Here is a 15,509-nt window from a genome sequence, read left to right on the forward strand (position 1 = left end):
GCCGGGCGCGCAGCAAGTAGTGTCTAGGCAGAAGCCTGCAAGGGATCGAAGCTGAAGTAATGCAATAAGGCGTTGATCAGAAGACTGTACTCTGGCGACGCATCAACCACCCTGAACCCGGAATCATAGTGCTGCGGGTTGACGTCCTCATGGCTCCATAAACAGGCAGCTGTAAGGTCAATGGCCTGAAAATCGCCGTCGGCCGCAGGAATCTTCAAGCGCAGCTCGAACTCTACGTCGACCATCATCGGCAATTGGCTGATCAACATCAGCCCATCTTCGGACACGTTACCCAAGTAGCCAATGGGTTTGTCCGTCAGCCGGTTGAACACTTGCAGGAAACAAGACAACTGATGTCGCTCAATCCGTCGATCAGTAAACATGATGAAATCGCCATCCATTGGCCATGACTCTGGCCTTACCAGTGATTCGGAACGGCTAATGCAAGGCCGCTCTCCCTGGGAATCGGTGCGACAACAGCAAGCGCCTTGTCACTCTACGGCTGCCAATCCCAAGCATTCCATCCGTATGAGTACAAACTTGTACAAACGGACACTCAAAGAATAGCCCAAGACTGGCGACGGGCCAGCTATAGAATGACAAATATCATCACAACGAGGCCGGACGTGGCTGCGCAACGCTCGCGCCGGGGTAATGCCCGAGTTGCTGCAGGGTATCGAGCCGGGCACGGGCCCGATAAGCGTACTCACTGGACGGGTACTGATTAATGATGAACTGATAGGTCTGCACCGCATCGACAAACAGCTTCTGCCGCTCCAGGCATTGCCCGCGCAACATCGAGACCTCAGGTTGCACATAGCGGCGGGTACGGCTTTCACGGTCGACCTGGGACAATTCCAGGGTCACGCGTTCACAGTCACCGACCCCGTACGCACGGTAGGCGTTGTTCAAATGGTGGTCCATCGACCAGCGGGTGCAGCCGGTAACGCTGACGGCCAGGGCAGCAATGAGCAAAATTCGCATGGGGGTTCTCCTGTCTTGTGCAGTGTATCGACCCCTGGTCGAAAATCTTCAAGGATGTTCATTTATTCAATCGAAGCGAAAACAAGCGAATGGCCGATAAGTAGTGCAAACGAACAATGACTACAACCAAAGAGCATAGTAGCCTTCCTCAGCGCTTGAACTCAGGAGTCTGTGCATGTCCGTCCGTCGTACCAAAATCGTCGCCACCCTTGGCCCGGCCAGCAACTCGCCGGAAGTCCTCGAACAGCTGATTCTGGCTGGTTTGGACGTTGCCCGTCTGAACTTCTCCCACGGCACTCCGGACGAGCACAAGGCTCGCGCCAAGCTGGTGCGAGACCTGGCCGCCAAGCATGGCCGCTTCGTCGCATTGCTGGGTGACCTGCAAGGCCCGAAAATTCGTATCGCCAAATTCGCCAACAAGCGGATCGAGCTGAAGATCGGTGACAAGTTCACCTTCTCCACCAGCCACCCGCTGACCGAAGGTACCCAGGAAGTCGTCGGTATCGATTACCCGGACCTGGTCAAGGACTGCGGCGTCGGCGACGAACTGCTGCTGGATGACGGCCGTGTGGTCATGCGCGTCGACACCGCTTCCGTCACCGAGCTGAACTGCACCGTGATCATCGGCGGCCCGCTGTCCGACCACAAGGGCATCAACCGTCGCGGCGGTGGCCTGACCGCCCCGGCCCTGACTGAAAAAGACAAGGCCGACATCAAGCTCGCCGCCGAAATGGAAGTGGATTACCTCGCCGTATCCTTCCCGCGCGACGCCGCCGACATGGAATACGCCCGTAAGCTGCGCGACGAAGCCGGCGGTACCGCCTGGCTGGTGGCGAAGATCGAACGCGCCGAAGCCGTGGCTGACGACGAAACCCTCGACGGCCTGATCAAGGCGTCGGACGCCGTAATGGTTGCCCGTGGCGACCTGGGCGTGGAAATCGGTGACGCCGAGCTGATCGGTATCCAGAAGAAGATCATCCTGCACGCACGCCGCCACAACAAAGCGGTGATCGTGGCGACCCAGATGATGGAGTCGATGATCCAGAACCCGATGCCGACCCGCGCCGAAGTGTCCGACGTAGCCAACGCCGTGCTCGACTACACCGACGCGGTGATGCTTTCTGCAGAAAGCGCCGCAGGCCCGTACCCGCTGGAAGCCGTCCAGGCCATGGCGCGTATCTGCGTCGGTGCTGAAAAGCACCCGACCAGCAAGACCTCCAGCCATCGCATCGGCAAGGTCTTCGAAAGCTGCGACCAGAGCATCGCCCTGGCGGCCATGTACACCGCCAACCACTTCCCAGGTGTTAAAGCGATCATCGCCCTGACCGAAAGTGGGTACACTCCGTTGATCATGTCGCGCATCCGTTCCTCGGTGCCGATCTACGCGTTCACCCCCCACCGTGAAGCCCAGGCTCGCACGGCGCTGTTTCGTGGCGTGTATACCATTCCGTTCGATCCGGCTTCGCTGGCACCCAACGAAGTCAGCCAAAAGGCCATCGACGAGCTGGTCAAACGCGGCGTCGTAGAGAAAGGCGACTGGGTCATCCTGACCAAGGGCGACAGCTACCACACCACCGGTGGCACCAATGGCATGAAGATCCTGCACGTTGGCGACCCAATGGTCTGAGTGATCGGTTGAAAAACGAAAGCCCCGCCATGTGAATAGCGGGGCTTTTTTGTCAGTTAAAAAAACATTCACGGCCCATTGTCTACTGTCAGCTCTACCAGTAGACGCCACCCACGAACAGGCGCCCAATCGTGTGTGCGGTCAGACCTAAGGCATATACCGCACCTGCCGCTCTATTCAATTCATGCCGTGTGGAAAGAGCTGAAGTACCCAATAGCAGGCTGGTGGTGGCCGGCGTCTCGGGAGTTGCTGGCAATCGCGTTGCCAGCATGGTGAGAATTTTCGGCTACTGATGTTCTCGTTTTTCCAGAAAGGGCTCCTCCAGGCAGGCACGGCTGAGGTCGTGCCTGCTCTGCCTGATGAGCCTTACTTCCTTGAAATAACCTCCGACAAGGCTGCGATCGCTTCAGAGGATTTCAGGCGCTGGACAAACAACGCGCCCTCCTCCTCGATCACTCGCCGCAACTGCTCACGGTCCACACTTTTCATCAATTGCTTGGTGACTTGCACCGCACCCGACGCCAGGGTGTCAAAGCGTTCGGCGATTTCTCGCGCCTTGGCCAAGGCGGCTTCGCCACTGCCCAGCGCCTCGGTGGCAATGCCCCAAAGGGCCGCCTGTTCGCCTGTGAACTCCTCCCCCAGCAGCAACAATTCAGCCGCCTTCGCGTGCCCCAGCAAGCGCGGCAGGATCAGGCTTGACCCAAATTCGGGACACAGCCCCAGATTAACGAACGGCATGCGCAAACGAGCATCGCGACTGACGTACACCAGGTCGCAGTGCAGCAGCAGCGTCGTACCAATGCCCACCGCTGCGCCCGCCACCGCGGCGATCACTGGTTTGCGGCAATTGAGCAGGCTTTTCATAAAGTGGAACGGTGGGCTGTCGAGGTCGCTGGGCGGCTGTTCAAGAAAGTCGCCGATGTCGTTGCCGGCGGTAAAACACGCGTGGCTGCCCTGAATCAGCACGGCGCTGATGGCGGGGTCCGCGTCAGCCTGCTCCAGCGCTTCGGCCAGCTGCGTGTACATGGCGCGGGTCAGGGCGTTTTTCTTGTCGGGGCGGTTGAACTGCAGGGTCAGCAACCCACGTTCGCGCTGCTGCAGGATGGCGTCGGTCATGGTCAGTCTCGCGGCTGTAGAATTCAGCGCTCAACCACGGGGCAGGAACACATCGGCCAGCAGTTGATTGCGCGGCAATCCCGCCAGGAACAGGCGCTTGGAAAAGGCCTCGACGCTGGCGGGGTGCCCGCAGAGTAAGGCCAGAGTTTGCCGTGAAACAAGCCGCAGTTGCGCCAATGCCTGGGCTTGCTCCGCCGCGGTCCATAGCTCCACCGTCAGGTTCGCATGCTGCGCGGCCAGCGCGGCCAGGGGCTCGGCCAGGTAATGGCCACTGGCATCATGGGCGAGATGAATCACGCGGATAGCCCCCTGGTGATTCTGGCGCAACGCCTCGCGCAGCACGCCCCACAACGGGCCCATACCGGTACCGGATGCCAGCAGCCACAGCGGCTGGGTTTGCCAGGCGGGGTCGTATTGCAACGCGCCGCCGCGCAGTTCGCCCAGGCGCAGGCGGTCCCCGACACGCAGCTGCCGAGCGGCATCGCTGAACGCGCCAGGCTGGCGACACTCGAGATGAAACTCCAGGAATGGATCTTCCTGGGGCAGGCTGGCCAGGGAGTAGGGCCGCGCCACCTGCCCCGCCCACAACACCAGATGCTGCCCGGCCCGGTAGCGCAGGCCGCGCTCCGGTTGCAGGCGCAAGCGCAGTACAGTCGTGTTCAGCCAGTCAGCGCCTACCACTTCGGCCGACAGACCGTCGCGTGTCGGATCGTACGCTTCGACCCGCAAGTCCGCCGTCACCTGGCACTGACAGGCCAGGCGCCAGCCATCCTGGCGCTGTGCCGGGCTGAGGGCGTCGGGTTGCTTGTCCTCGACGTCGCCCTGGCATCGCACCAGGCATGCATGGCAACTGCCGGCGCGGCAACTGTAGGGCACGGCGACGCCGGCCTGGTTCAGGGCATCCAACAGATTGCTGCCGGTGGAGACCGACCAGTGGCGTTCGCCGACGTGCAGTTCAGGCATACAAGGACTCAAACATTGCGAAGATTGCTAACGATAACGCGGGCAGCATGACGAAACGCATTTTTGTGGCAAGCGGGCTTGCCATAATGCCTGTCAGCCAAGGAGGAACACTGTAACTGTGGCGAGCGGGCTTGCCCCGCGTTGGGCTGCGAAGCAGCCCCAGAACCCGCCGCTGAGGAGTGCCTGATACTCCGCATTCCGATTGATTGGGGCTGCTGCGCAGCCCAACGCGGGGCAAGCCCGCTCGCCACAACAAGCCCGCTACTGTTTGCTCGTTCTATCTCTTAACTGACAGGCATTCGGGCTTGCCACAGAGTTTGACCATCGTCGGGTGTATCGGCCACCACGCCGGGTTATACTGCCGCGCCTTTTTAGCGTCGCGCCAACAATACCTGCTCTTCTTGGCGACGCGCCTTGGAAAGGTGGTTTCAGCCGACCGATGCACTTCACTGAAGCCACCTTTATTGAATGTTCCCTTATAGAGGAGCGCGACTCATGACCGTGATCAAGCAAGACGACCTGATTCAGAGCGTTGCCGACGCCCTGCAATTCATATCCTACTACCACCCCGTTGACTTCATCCAAGCGATGCACGAAGCCTATCTGCGCGAAGAATCGCCAGCGGCCCGCGACTCCATCGCGCAGATCCTGATCAACTCGCGCATGTGCGCCACCGGCCATCGCCCGATCTGCCAGGACACCGGTATTGTCACCGTGTTCGTGCGCGTGGGCATGGATGTACGTTGGGATGGCGCCACCATGGGCCTGGACGACATGATCAACGAAGGTGTGCGTCGCGCCTACAACCTGCCGGAAAACGTCCTGCGTGCATCGATCCTCGCCGACCCGGCAGGCGCGCGCAAGAACACCAAGGACAACACCCCCGCAGTCATCCACTACTCCATCGTCCCGGGTAACACCGTGGAAGTGGACGTGGCGGCCAAAGGCGGTGGTTCCGAGAACAAGTCGAAGATGGCCATGCTCAACCCGTCCGACTCGATCGTCGACTGGGTGCTCAAGACCGTTCCGACCATGGGCGCCGGCTGGTGCCCACCGGGCATGCTCGGCATCGGCATTGGCGGCACCGCCGAGAAAGCCGCGGTGATGGCCAAGGAAGTGTTGATGGAATCCATCGACATCCACGAGCTGAAAAAGCGCGGCCCGTCCAACCGTATCGAAGAGATGCGCCTGGAGCTGTTCGAGAAGGTCAACCAACTGGGCATCGGCGCCCAGGGCCTGGGCGGCCTGACCACCGTGCTCGACGTGAAGATCATGGACTACCCGACCCACGCCGCTTCGCTGCCGGTGTGCATGATCCCCAACTGCGCCGCCACCCGTCACGCGCACTTCGTGCTCGACGGTTCGGGCCCGGCATCGCTGGAGGCGCCACCGCTGGACGCCTACCCGGAAATCGTCTGGGAAGCCGGCCCTTCGGCCCGTCGCGTCAACCTCGACACCCTGACCCCGGAAGACGTGCAGAGCTGGAAGCCGGGCGAAACCGTGTTGCTCAACGGCAAGATGCTCACCGGTCGCGACGCAGCGCACAAGCGCATGGTCGAGATGCTGAACAAGGGCGAAGCCCTGCCGGTGGACCTCAAGGGTCGCTTCATCTATTACGTCGGCCCGGTTGATCCTGTGCGCGAAGAAGTGGTTGGCCCTGCCGGCCCGACCACCGCAACGCGGATGGATAAGTTCACCCGCCAGATCCTCGAGCAAACCGGCCTGCTGGGCATGATCGGCAAATCCGAACGCGGCCCGGCCGCCATCGAAGCGATCAAGGACCACAAGGCCGTGTACCTGATGGCCGTCGGCGGCGCTGCTTACCTGGTAGCGCAAGCCATCAAGAAGTCGCGTGTGGTGGCTTTCGCCGAACTGGGCATGGAAGCGATCTACGAGTTCGACGTGAAAGACATGCCGGTCACCGTGGCGGTGGACAGCAAGGGCGAATCCGTCCATATCACCGGTCCTGCCATCTGGCAGAAAAAGATCAGTGAAAGCCTGGCGGTGGAAGTGCAGTAAGCACTTTCCCCGCAAGGATAAAGGCGACTGCGGCGATAAGCCCGGTCGCCTTTTTTTCTGACTGCCGATTGCCCTTTGGCAATCGAGGCGGTCACGGGCGACCAGGCGTCCTGTGGCGAGCGGGCTTGCCATAATGCCGTTCAGTTAAGGCTTTTTTGTAGGAGCGAGCTTGCTCGCGAAGAACTCACAGGCGCCGCGTTCACTCAGGAAACACGCGTTATCGTTGACGTTTTTCGCGAGCAAGCTCGCTCCTACAGAAGGCGATGTACGCTTAACTGAACGGCATTAGGGCTTGCCACAACAAGCCCTCTAGCCACCGTAGCCTCTCCCACCACAAGATCCAGGCAGCTCATGCTATGGTGCTCCCCCTTACTGTGCCTGTTCATCATCGTATGATCGCGATCCCTCGCCCACTGCGCCTGACCTTCTATTCCCTGCTCATCATCGCCGGTGCACTGCTGGCCGCGGCCCTGGCCACGCGCCACGCCGAACGCGTGGCCCTGGTGGACGATGCCGCCCGCGCCAACCAGCAACTCGCGTTGTACGCCAACTCCCTGCACACCTTGATCGAACGCTACCGCGCCCTGCCCGCCGTACTGGCCTTGGACTCGGAAATGATCAGCGCCTTGAAAGGTCCGCTGGATGCCACCACCCAGGACATGCTCAACCGCAAACTGGAACGCATCAACGGTGCCGCCCAGTCTTCCACCCTGGAGTTGATGGACCGCACCGGCCTGGCCGTGGCCGCCAGTAACTGGAACCTGCCCAGCAGTTATGTCGGGCACAACTACGCGTTTCGACCTTACTTCAGCCAAACCCAGAGCCAGGGCGCCGGGCGCTTTTATGCGGTCGGGGTGACCACCGGGGTGCCGGGGTACTTCCTCTCCAGCGCGGTGCTCGATGAACATGAGCAGTTCCTCGGCGCCATGGTGGTCAAGCTGGAATTCCCCGAGCTTGAACGCGAGTGGGCCCAGGGCAATGACCTGCTGCTGGTCAGCGACGCGCGCGGTATCGTGTTTATCGCCAACCAGCCCGGCTGGCGTTATCGCAACCTGAGCCCGCTGTCGGCCAGCGACCTGGCCGAACTCAAGGCCACCCGCCAATACGACAAAAAACAATTGCAGCCCCTGGAAACCCAGGCGTTGCAACGCTTCGACGACAACAGTCACCTGATGCGCGTCAACGGACCTGACGGCAACGCCAACTACATCTGGGAATCCTTGCCGCTGAAGGCCGAGGGCTGGACCCTGCACCTGCTGCGCAAGCCCCAATTCGCCTTTGAAGACCAACGCAACGCCGGCCTGGCCGCCGCTGGCTCCTGGCTGGCGCTGGTGTTTCTGGTGCTGTTCCTGACCCAGCGCTGGCGCCTGGCCCGCTTGCGGCAGCGCAGCCGCGAAGAGCTCGAACAGCTTGTGGAGGAGCGTACCCAGGCGCTGCGCACCGCTCAGGACGGCCTGGTGCAATCGGCCAAATTGGCGGCGCTGGGGCAGATGTCTGCCGCCCTCGCCCATGAAATCAACCAACCGCTGACCGCCCAGCGCATGCAGTTGGCGACCCTGCGCCTGCTGCTTGACCACGGCCGTATAGACGATGCCTACAAGGCCCTGACCCCACTGGACGATATGCTCACACGCATGGCCGCGCTGACCGGCCACCTCAAGACCTTCGCGCGCAAGAGCCCCAGCGGCCTGCGCGAACGCCTGGACCTGGCCACCGTAGTCGATCAGTCTCTGCAGTTGCTCGACGCGCGCCTGCGCGATGAAGGCATCGGCACCCTGCTGGACCTGACCCGCCCCGCCTGGGTACGCGGCGATGCGATCCGCTTGGAACAGGTACTGATCAACCTGCTGCGCAATGCCCTGGATGCGATGGCGAACAAGCCGCGCAAACGCCTCGAAATCCACCTGCACGCTGATGAGCAGCTGTGGCGACTGACCGTCAGCGACAGCGGTGGCGGCATTGCCGAAGAACACCTGAACAGCGTGTTCGACCCCTTCTTCACCACCAAGCCGGTGGGAGACGGCCTCGGGTTGGGGTTGGCGGTTTCCTACGCTATCGTGCACGAACTGGGCGGGCGCCTGATCGCCGGCAACCGTGGCGACGGCGCCGTCTTCACCCTGACCCTGCCTATCGCACTGGAGACACCCGACCTATGTTGAATGCGGTGATTGTGGTCGATGACGAAACCAGCATTCGCACGGCCGTCGAGCAATGGTTGAGCCTGTCGGGATTTGAAGTGCAGCTTTTCAGCCGTGCCGAAACGTGCCTGGCGCAGTTGCCCAAGGATTTTCCCGGGGTGATTCTGAGCGACGTGCGCATGCCCGGGCTCAGCGGCCTGGAGCTGCTGGCCGAAGTGCAGCGCCGTGATGCCGACTTGCCGGTGATATTGCTCACTGGCCATGGCGACGTACCGATGGCCGTCGAAGCGATGCGCGACGGTGCCTACGATTTCCTGGAAAAACCCTTCAGCCCCGATGCGCTGCTCAACAGCCTGCGCCGCGCGCTGGACAAACGTGGGCTGATTCTCGAAAACCGTCGCCTGCATCAACAGGCCGACCACCGGGAGAAACTGGAGAACAGCCTGCTGGGGGTGTCCCGAAGTTTGCAAAACCTGCGACGCCAGGTGCTGGACCTGGCGACGTTGCCGGTCAATGTGCTGATCCGTGGCGAAACCGGTAGCGGCAAGGAAATGGTCGCCCGCTGCCTGCATGATTTTGGTCCTCGGGCGAAGAAGCCGTTTGTGGCGCTCAATTGCGCGGCGATCCCAGAGCAGCTGTTTGAAGCCGAGTTGTTCGGCCACGAAAGCGGTGCATTCACCGGCGCCCAGGGCAAGCGCATCGGCAAGCTGGAATACGCCCACGGCGGCACCCTGTTCCTGGATGAAATCGAAAGCATGCCCCTGGCCCAGCAAGTGAAATTGCTACGGGTGCTGCAGGAGCAAAAGCTGGAGCGGCTCGGCTCCAACCAAAGCATCCACGTCGATTTGCGCATCATCGCCGCCACCAAGCCGGACCTGCTGGAAGAGGCTCGCGCCGGGCGCTTTCGCGAAGACCTGGCCTACCGGTTGAACGTCGCACAACTGCGCCTGCCACCGCTGCGTGAGCGCCGCGAAGATATTCCCTTGCTGTACGAGCACTTTGCCCAGAGCGCCGCCGAACGCCTGGGCCGCAGTGCCGAGCCATTGAGCGGCCCGCAACTGGGACGCCTGCTCAGCCATGACTGGCCGGGCAATGTGCGCGAACTGGCCAACGTCGCCGAACGTCAGGTCCTGGGGCTGGGCGATCCGGAACCCGAGGGCATCGAGGTCGGGCAATCGCTGGCGGCGCAGCAGGAGGCGTTCGAGGCGCACTGCCTGAAAGCCGCGCTGGCGCGGCACAAGGGCGATATCAAGGCGGTGCTGGCCGAGTTGCAACTGCCGCGCCGTACCTTCAATGAAAAGATGCAGCGCCATGGGTTGGTGCGGGAGATGTTTCTCTAGGCGAATCCTTGTGTTGACTCGCAGGCCGCTATCGGGGGCAAGCCCCCTACCACATTTTGATCTGTGAACACGCTCAAGTGTGGGAGGGGGCTTGCCCCCGATGAGGCCTGCAGCGATAAGCGGATTTCCGCTCACCCCCCTTAAAACCATCAGCGACTTTCCGCTCAAAAAATCCGCCAAACCCCTCTAGACCGGGCGTTCATCCAGCTGGCACAGCTCCTGCTATAGCTCGAGCCAGGCTGCGTTCGCTTTGCTCACGCCGCTCCATAAAAACAACTAGATGAAGGATCCTTCAATGGATAACTCCAACGCCCTGCCTCTGGGGTCGGCGGCCGCGCCGACAAAAGAGCGCACCACTTCCAGCCGGATCAAGTCGATTTTCAGCGGCTCTGTCGGCAACATGGTCGAGTGGTACGACTGGTACGTCTACGCCGCTTTCTCGTTGTACTTCGCAAAAACCTTTTTCCCGAAAGGCGACACCACCGCCCAACTGCTCAATACCGCCGCGATCTTCGCCGTGGGCTTCCTGATGCGCCCGATCGGCGGCTGGCTGATGGGCCTGTACGCCGACAAAGTGGGGCGTAAAAAGGCCTTGATGGCCTCGGTGTACCTGATGTGTTTCGGCTCGCTGCTGATTGCCCTGAGCCCGAGTTATGAAGTCATCGGTATCGGCGCGCCGATCCTGCTGGTATTTGCCCGTTTGCTGCAGGGCCTGTCGGTCGGGGGCGAATACGGCACCTCCGCCACCTACCTCAGCGAGATGGCAACCAAGGAGCGTCGTGGTTTCTACTCCAGCTTCCAATACGTGACCCTGATCTCTGGCCAGCTCATCGCTCTGGCCGTACTAATCGTGCTGCAACAATTGCTGACCACCGAGCAGTTGTATGCCTGGGGCTGGCGCATCCCGTTCGCCATCGGCGCCCTGTGCGCGGTCGTGGCGCTGTACCTGCGTCGTGGCATGGAAGAAACCGAGTCGTTCACCAAGAAGGAAAAAGCCAAGGAAAGCGCAATGCGCACCTTGATGCGCCACCCCAAGGAACTGATGACCGTGGTCGGCCTGACCATGGGCGGTACCCTGGCCTTCTACACCTACACCACCTACATGCAGAAGTACCTGGTGAACACCGTCGGCATGAGCATCTCCGACTCCACCACCATCTCGGCGGCCACGCTGTTTCTGTTCATGTGCCTGCAACCCCTGGTCGGTGGGCTGTCGGACAAGATCGGCCGTCGGCCGATCCTGATCGCATTCGGTATCCTCGGCACCCTGTTCACCGTGCCGATCCTCACCACCCTGCACACCATCCAGACCTGGTGGGGCGCGTTCTTCCTGATCATGGCGGCGCTGATCATCGTCAGCGGCTACACCTCGATCAACGCGGTGGTGAAGGCCGAGCTGTTCCCGACTGAAATCCGCGCGCTGGGCGTGGGCCTGCCGTATGCACTGACCGTGTCAATCTTCGGCGGTACCGCTGAATACATCGCGCTGTGGTTCAAGAGCATTGGCATGGAAACCGGTTATTACTGGTACGTGACGGCCTGTATCGCGGTGTCTCTGGCGGTCTATGTGACCATGAAGGACACCCGCAAGCATTCGCGGATTACCACGGACTAACCGCTGGATGCAGTAAAAAATGTGGGAGGGCGCTTGCCCCCTCCCACATTTGGCATCAGGACAACTCTGCCACTTCGCGCCGCACATAGCGTCGCTGTGCGTACGACGCCCCGACAATCATCACCACCAGCACCGCCGCCAACACCGCCGACGAACCGATGGTGCCGAAGTCCAACCCGCCCTTTTCGTGGGGCTTGGTCAGGAAATCGCCCAGGGTCGCACCAAATGGCCGAGTCAGCACGAAGGCCACCCAGAACAACAACACCGACGAAATCCGCGTGAAGTATTTGAGCGCCACCACCGCTGCGATGGTGGAGCCAATCAACAACGCGCCACCGGCGAAGCCGAGCCCGGAATCATCCGCCAGGAAGTCGCCCAGCGCGGTCCCCAGGGTGTTGGAGAACAGGATCGCCATCCAGTAGAACAACTCTCCCCGGAAGGTCTGCACCTTGTTCACGTTCAGCGAGTCGCCACTGAGGTGCCACAACGCAAAGATGATCATCAAAATCACGATCAGGATCATCGACCCCGTGGCATAACCCAGGCCCAGGCTGCGGTCCATGAAGTCCGACATGGTGGTGCCGGCAGTGCTGGTGGACAGGATCACAATCCAGTACAGCACCGGGTTGTAGGCTTTCGACCAGAGTTGCGTCACCAGGGTAACCAGGAACACGCTGATCAGGATCATCGAGCTGATGGCGTAGCCAACGTTCAGGGTCATCGACAGCAAGTCCCCGGCGGTTTCGCCCAGGGTGGTTGCGCAGATTTTCATGACCCAGAACGCCAGGGTGATCTGAGGAAGTTTGTTCATTGGGGGGCAAGGCTCCGAAGCTCAGTCTGTCAAATAGCCGACTTATAGGGGGTGTCGACGTTGCGCGCAGACTGAACGGGGCGCTGTGAAAAATAGGTGGGCGTTGAATGAAAATTCCATAGGGCCAATGGAAATTCACTGCCGTGGATTGCACTATGGCTACCTTCCCGAACCCCGCAGCAGGAACCCCGGCCATGCCTGACGATATCTATTTCTACGAACCCGCCAACGGCCACGGCCTGCCCCATGACCCGTTCAATGCCATCGTCGGTCCACGGCCGATTGGCTGGATCTCCTCACACGACAGCAACGGCCGCCTGAACCTGGCGCCCTACAGTTTCTTCAACGCGTTCAACTACATTCCGCCGATCATTGGTTTTTCCAGTGTCGGGCGCAAAGACAGCCTGAACAATATCGAACAGACCGGCGAGTTTGTCTGGAACCTGGCCACCCGCCCGTTGGCCGAGCAGATGAACCAGAGTTGCGCGGCGGTAGGACCAGAGGTGAACGAATTCGAGTTGTCCGGGCTGACACCGGTGGCTTCGAAGATCGTGAGCGTTCCGCGGGTGGGCGAGAGCCCGGTATCGTTCGAGTGCAAGGTCACGCAGATCATCCAGCTGCAACGTGCGGACAAGCAACCGGTGCCAAGCTGGCTGGTGCTGGGCGAGGTGGTCGCGGTGCACATTGCCAAGTGGCTGCTCAAGGACGGGATCTACGACACCGCCGCCGCCGAGCCGATCCTGCGGGGCGGCGGCCCGGCGGATTACTTCCAATTGGGCCCTGAGGCGCTGTTCAAGATGTATCGCCCAGGCGCCACCAAACCCTGACTGAAATACAGTCAAAAAAGTAGGAGGGGGCTTCCCCCCGATGGCAATGGCACATTCAACATCTTTGTTGACTGTCACACTGCTATCGGGGGCAAGCCCCCTCCCACATTAGATTGTCGGCGTTGTTCAGCTGGCGGCGCTCGCCCAGGTCAGTTGACCCTCTTCATCAACATCGATCAACCGCTCAAGCTGCACGGTGGCCGCATCATCGGCGTCGGAGGCCGTCTTGAACGTCTGCCCATCCAGGATCTTGTGAAATTTCGGGGCACCCATGCCATCCAGTGCCTTGACGGCGACGGCAGCGCTGTAGGCCCCTTCACCCGGTACTACGGCGGAAACGGCTTCGTGGTGGGCAAATTGTTTACGTGCCATGTTGCAGGTCCTGGCCAATGGAAAAGTTGGCCATTCTAACCATTAACCGGCCAGTTGCAGGTACTCACCGTAGGCGTTGGCGGCGGATGCATCGGTGAAGGTCTGGAAGTCCATGCTGCGCACCACCATGTCGTTCAACAATTCGGTGAAGAGCATCAGGGCCGGCGAACTGAAGTAAGCGCTCATTGCCTGCTCGCTGCTCCAGAAGCCGGAGACCAACCAGACATCGGGGTCGACCTGGGAATGCTGCAACGAAAATTGCAAGCAACCCTGAGCCTGGCGGCCCGGTTCGATCAAACTGCTCAAGCGTGCACCGAGTTCGGTGCTGCACCCGCTGCGGGCGCGGATAAAGGCCATATGGCTCGCGGGAATGGGGGTGGACATATTCGACTCTCCCGTTGAGAAGTGATGCTCGGCAAGCACTGTGAGGGTGTGTTGCCACAGGATCAAAGATAGCGGCGCAATGGTGAGCGCGGTTAGTCGATTCCTGCCGGCTTATTGCACAATCCTGCGAAAAGCGTAGAGAAGGACGCTCGGCCCGCCGGTTTATTCCGTGGGCAAACGCCTTGTTTCAGGGAGATGACAGCCCCTACGCTTGCCTGATTCACGAAAGGTCGCAGGATCAGGCAAGGATTGTGCAGAATCGTCGTAACACTGTTTGAAAAGCGGCCGCTAAGCTGAGCCCATCAAAAAAGCATGCAGAGGACGCCTCATGTCGTCGCCCGAACATCAGTCCATGCCCCTCGATGCCGAGACGGAAAAACAGCGCGCCGAGCTGGCGAGTATCGTGCATCGTCATACCTGGGAAGACGGCTCCTATGGCACGGCGATTACGTCACTGTTCCTGAACCGCCACAACACGCCGCGTGACTTCATGCCGGTGCTGGTGGAACCGGCGTTGTGCATCCTCGCCAACGGCAGCAAGGAAGTGCGCCTGGCCGACGAAATCTTTGCCTACGACCCGCTCAACTACCTGGTGTTCTCGGTGGCGATGCCGGTGGCCGGGCGGATCATCGATGCCACGCCGGAAGATCCGAACCTGTCGGTGCGCATCAATATCGACCCGGCGCAGCTCACGGCCTTGATCGCCGAAGCCGGCCCCATGGGCGTGCCCACGCGTCCGACATCGCGCGGGATGTATGTGGACCGCATCGACCTCCAGTTGCTCGACGCCGTGCTGCGCCTGGCGCGCCTGCTGGATACCCCGAAAGACATCGCCATGCTCGCGCCGTTGATCAACCGTGAAATCCTCTACCGCTTGCTGCGTGGGCCGCAAGGTTATCGGTTGTATGAAATTGCCGTGGCCAACAGCCAAAGCCATCGGGTCAGCCAGGCGATCAAGTGGCTCAACGGCAATTACGAACAACCGCTGCGCATTGATGACTTGGCCAAGGAAGTGAACCTGAGCGTCTCGACCTTGCACCACCGCTTCAAGGCAATCACCGCCATGAGCCCGCTGCAATACCAGAAACAGTTGCGCTTGCAGGAGGCGCGGCGCCTGATGATCGCCGAAGGGCTGGAAGCGTCGGCGGCCGGGTATCGGGTGGGGTATGAAAGCCCGTCGCAGTTCAGCCGGGAGTACAGCCGGTTGTTTGGGGCGCCGCCGTTGAGGGATTTGGCAAGACTGCGCCAGAGCGTCTGAGCCAATGAAGATCAAAATGTGGGAGGGGGCTTGCTCCCTCCCGCATTTGATCGGC

Annotated in this window: 14 protein-coding genes; 7 read left to right on the forward strand and 7 right to left on the reverse strand. The window is 60.9% G+C overall.

Translation table 11 applies throughout. The annotated features are described in order from the left end of the window. Window positions 1-23: 23 nt before the first annotated feature. Window positions 24-383, reverse strand: coding sequence for a PilZ domain-containing protein (locus P2T68_RS30045; RefSeq protein WP_041161290.1), 360 nt, complete (start codon window positions 381-383; stop codon window positions 24-26). Window positions 384-609: 226 nt separating this feature from the next. Further along, window positions 610-984, reverse strand: coding sequence for a hypothetical protein (locus P2T68_RS30050; protein ID WP_024077178.1), 375 nt, complete (start codon window positions 982-984; stop codon window positions 610-612). A gap of 175 nt (window positions 985-1,159) precedes the next feature. Between P2T68_RS30050 and pyk the strand changes: the two genes are divergently transcribed. After that, window positions 1,160-2,611, forward strand: coding sequence for a pyruvate kinase (pyk, locus tag P2T68_RS30055; RefSeq protein ID WP_024077179.1), 1,452 nt, complete (start codon window positions 1,160-1,162; stop codon window positions 2,609-2,611). 366 nt (window positions 2,612-2,977) lie between these two features. Here the strand turns inward: pyk and P2T68_RS30060 are convergent, their stop codons facing one another. Together P2T68_RS30060 and P2T68_RS30065 are read right to left on the reverse strand one after the other, a co-directional pair. Continuing rightward, on the reverse strand, window positions 2,978-3,727 hold the full coding sequence (locus P2T68_RS30060) for an enoyl-CoA hydratase-related protein (protein WP_102623802.1): 750 nt from the start codon (window positions 3,725-3,727) through the stop codon (window positions 2,978-2,980). A 30-nt stretch (window positions 3,728-3,757) separates the two neighbouring features. Beyond that, on the reverse strand, window positions 3,758-4,690 hold the full coding sequence (locus tag P2T68_RS30065) for an iron-sulfur-binding ferredoxin reductase (RefSeq protein WP_277378670.1): 933 nt from the start codon (window positions 4,688-4,690) through the stop codon (window positions 3,758-3,760). Between the two features lie 495 nt (window positions 4,691-5,185). Here P2T68_RS30065 and P2T68_RS30070 point away from each other — a divergent pair, with 495 nt between their 5' ends. The 4 genes from P2T68_RS30070 (at window position 5,186) to P2T68_RS30085 (ending at window position 11,802) form a co-directional block, all read left to right on the forward strand. Further along, window positions 5,186-6,709 carry a fumarate hydratase gene (locus tag P2T68_RS30070; RefSeq protein ID WP_024077182.1) on the forward strand — a complete coding sequence of 508 codons (1,524 nt, stop codon included), beginning with the start codon at window positions 5,186-5,188 and terminating at the stop codon, window positions 6,707-6,709. A 392-nt stretch (window positions 6,710-7,101) separates the two neighbouring features. Next, complete coding sequence (locus P2T68_RS30075) at window positions 7,102-8,868, forward strand: ATP-binding protein (protein WP_277378671.1); 1,767 nt, start codon at window positions 7,102-7,104, stop codon at window positions 8,866-8,868. Then, the gene (locus P2T68_RS30080; RefSeq protein ID WP_024077184.1) at window positions 8,862-10,187 is read left to right on the forward strand and encodes a sigma-54 dependent transcriptional regulator; all 1,326 of its coding nucleotides are present in this window, start codon (window positions 8,862-8,864) and stop codon (window positions 10,185-10,187) included. The genes P2T68_RS30075 and P2T68_RS30080 overlap by 7 nt, the downstream gene beginning before the upstream one ends. A gap of 295 nt (window positions 10,188-10,482) precedes the next feature. Beyond that, complete coding sequence (locus tag P2T68_RS30085) at window positions 10,483-11,802, forward strand: MFS transporter (protein WP_024077185.1); 1,320 nt, start codon at window positions 10,483-10,485, stop codon at window positions 11,800-11,802. Window positions 11,803-11,857: 55 nt separating this feature from the next. Here P2T68_RS30085 and P2T68_RS30090 read toward each other — a convergent pair whose 3' ends face one another. Then, entirely contained in the window at window positions 11,858-12,613 is a 756-nt protein-coding gene (locus P2T68_RS30090; RefSeq protein ID WP_024077186.1) for a membrane protein, read from the reverse strand. 194 nt (window positions 12,614-12,807) lie between these two features. On the opposite strand from P2T68_RS30090, the gene P2T68_RS30095 reads away from it, so the two are divergent. Further along, a complete protein-coding gene (locus P2T68_RS30095) occupies window positions 12,808-13,440 on the forward strand; it encodes a flavin reductase family protein (protein WP_069076917.1) in 633 nt (210 codons plus the stop codon). A gap of 126 nt (window positions 13,441-13,566) precedes the next feature. On the opposite strand, the gene P2T68_RS30100 is transcribed toward P2T68_RS30095, so the two are convergent. Then, a complete protein-coding gene (locus P2T68_RS30100) occupies window positions 13,567-13,812 on the reverse strand; it encodes a hypothetical protein (RefSeq protein ID WP_024077188.1) in 246 nt (81 codons plus the stop codon). A 42-nt stretch (window positions 13,813-13,854) separates the two neighbouring features. Then, a complete protein-coding gene (locus P2T68_RS30105) occupies window positions 13,855-14,196 on the reverse strand; it encodes an antibiotic biosynthesis monooxygenase family protein (protein WP_024077189.1) in 342 nt (113 codons plus the stop codon). A 328-nt stretch (window positions 14,197-14,524) separates the two neighbouring features. On the opposite strand from P2T68_RS30105, the gene P2T68_RS30110 reads away from it, so the two are divergent. Beyond that, window positions 14,525-15,454, forward strand: a complete 930-nt coding sequence (locus P2T68_RS30110) for an AraC family transcriptional regulator (RefSeq protein ID WP_277378672.1) — start codon at window positions 14,525-14,527, stop codon at window positions 15,452-15,454. Window positions 15,455-15,509: the final 55 nt, after the last annotated feature.

The sequence above is a fragment of the Pseudomonas sp. G11 genome (genome assembly GCF_029457515.1).
In the GTDB taxonomy this organism is placed as follows: Bacteria; Pseudomonadota; Gammaproteobacteria; order Pseudomonadales; family Pseudomonadaceae; genus Aquipseudomonas; species Aquipseudomonas gorinensis.

Excerpts from the sequence above, each read along its gene's own strand:
- P2T68_RS30100 (WP_024077188.1), bottom strand. The coding sequence starts at position 13,812 with ATGGCACGTAAACAATTTGCCCACCACGAAGCCGTTTCCGCCGTAGTA.
- P2T68_RS30045 (WP_041161290.1), bottom strand. The coding sequence starts at position 383 with ATGTTTACTGATCGACGGATTGAGCGACATCAGTTGTCTTGTTTCCTG.
- P2T68_RS30060 (WP_102623802.1), bottom strand. The coding sequence starts at position 3,727 with ATGACCGACGCCATCCTGCAGCAGCGCGAACGTGGGTTGCTGACCCTG.
- P2T68_RS30075 (WP_277378671.1), top strand. The coding sequence starts at position 7,102 with ATGATCGCGATCCCTCGCCCACTGCGCCTGACCTTCTATTCCCTGCTC.
- P2T68_RS30070 (WP_024077182.1), top strand. The coding sequence starts at position 5,186 with ATGACCGTGATCAAGCAAGACGACCTGATTCAGAGCGTTGCCGACGCC.
- P2T68_RS30095 (WP_069076917.1), top strand. The coding sequence starts at position 12,808 with ATGCCTGACGATATCTATTTCTACGAACCCGCCAACGGCCACGGCCTG.
- P2T68_RS30080 (WP_024077184.1), top strand. The coding sequence starts at position 8,862 with ATGTTGAATGCGGTGATTGTGGTCGATGACGAAACCAGCATTCGCACG.
- P2T68_RS30085 (WP_024077185.1), top strand. The coding sequence starts at position 10,483 with ATGGATAACTCCAACGCCCTGCCTCTGGGGTCGGCGGCCGCGCCGACA.
- P2T68_RS30090 (WP_024077186.1), bottom strand. The coding sequence starts at position 12,613 with ATGAACAAACTTCCTCAGATCACCCTGGCGTTCTGGGTCATGAAAATC.
- pyk (WP_024077179.1), top strand. The coding sequence starts at position 1,160 with ATGTCCGTCCGTCGTACCAAAATCGTCGCCACCCTTGGCCCGGCCAGC.
- P2T68_RS30050 (WP_024077178.1), bottom strand. The coding sequence starts at position 984 with ATGCGAATTTTGCTCATTGCTGCCCTGGCCGTCAGCGTTACCGGCTGC.
- P2T68_RS30105 (WP_024077189.1), bottom strand. The coding sequence starts at position 14,196 with ATGTCCACCCCCATTCCCGCGAGCCATATGGCCTTTATCCGCGCCCGC.
- P2T68_RS30065 (WP_277378670.1), bottom strand. The coding sequence starts at position 4,690 with ATGCCTGAACTGCACGTCGGCGAACGCCACTGGTCGGTCTCCACCGGC.
- P2T68_RS30110 (WP_277378672.1), top strand. The coding sequence starts at position 14,525 with ATGTCGTCGCCCGAACATCAGTCCATGCCCCTCGATGCCGAGACGGAA.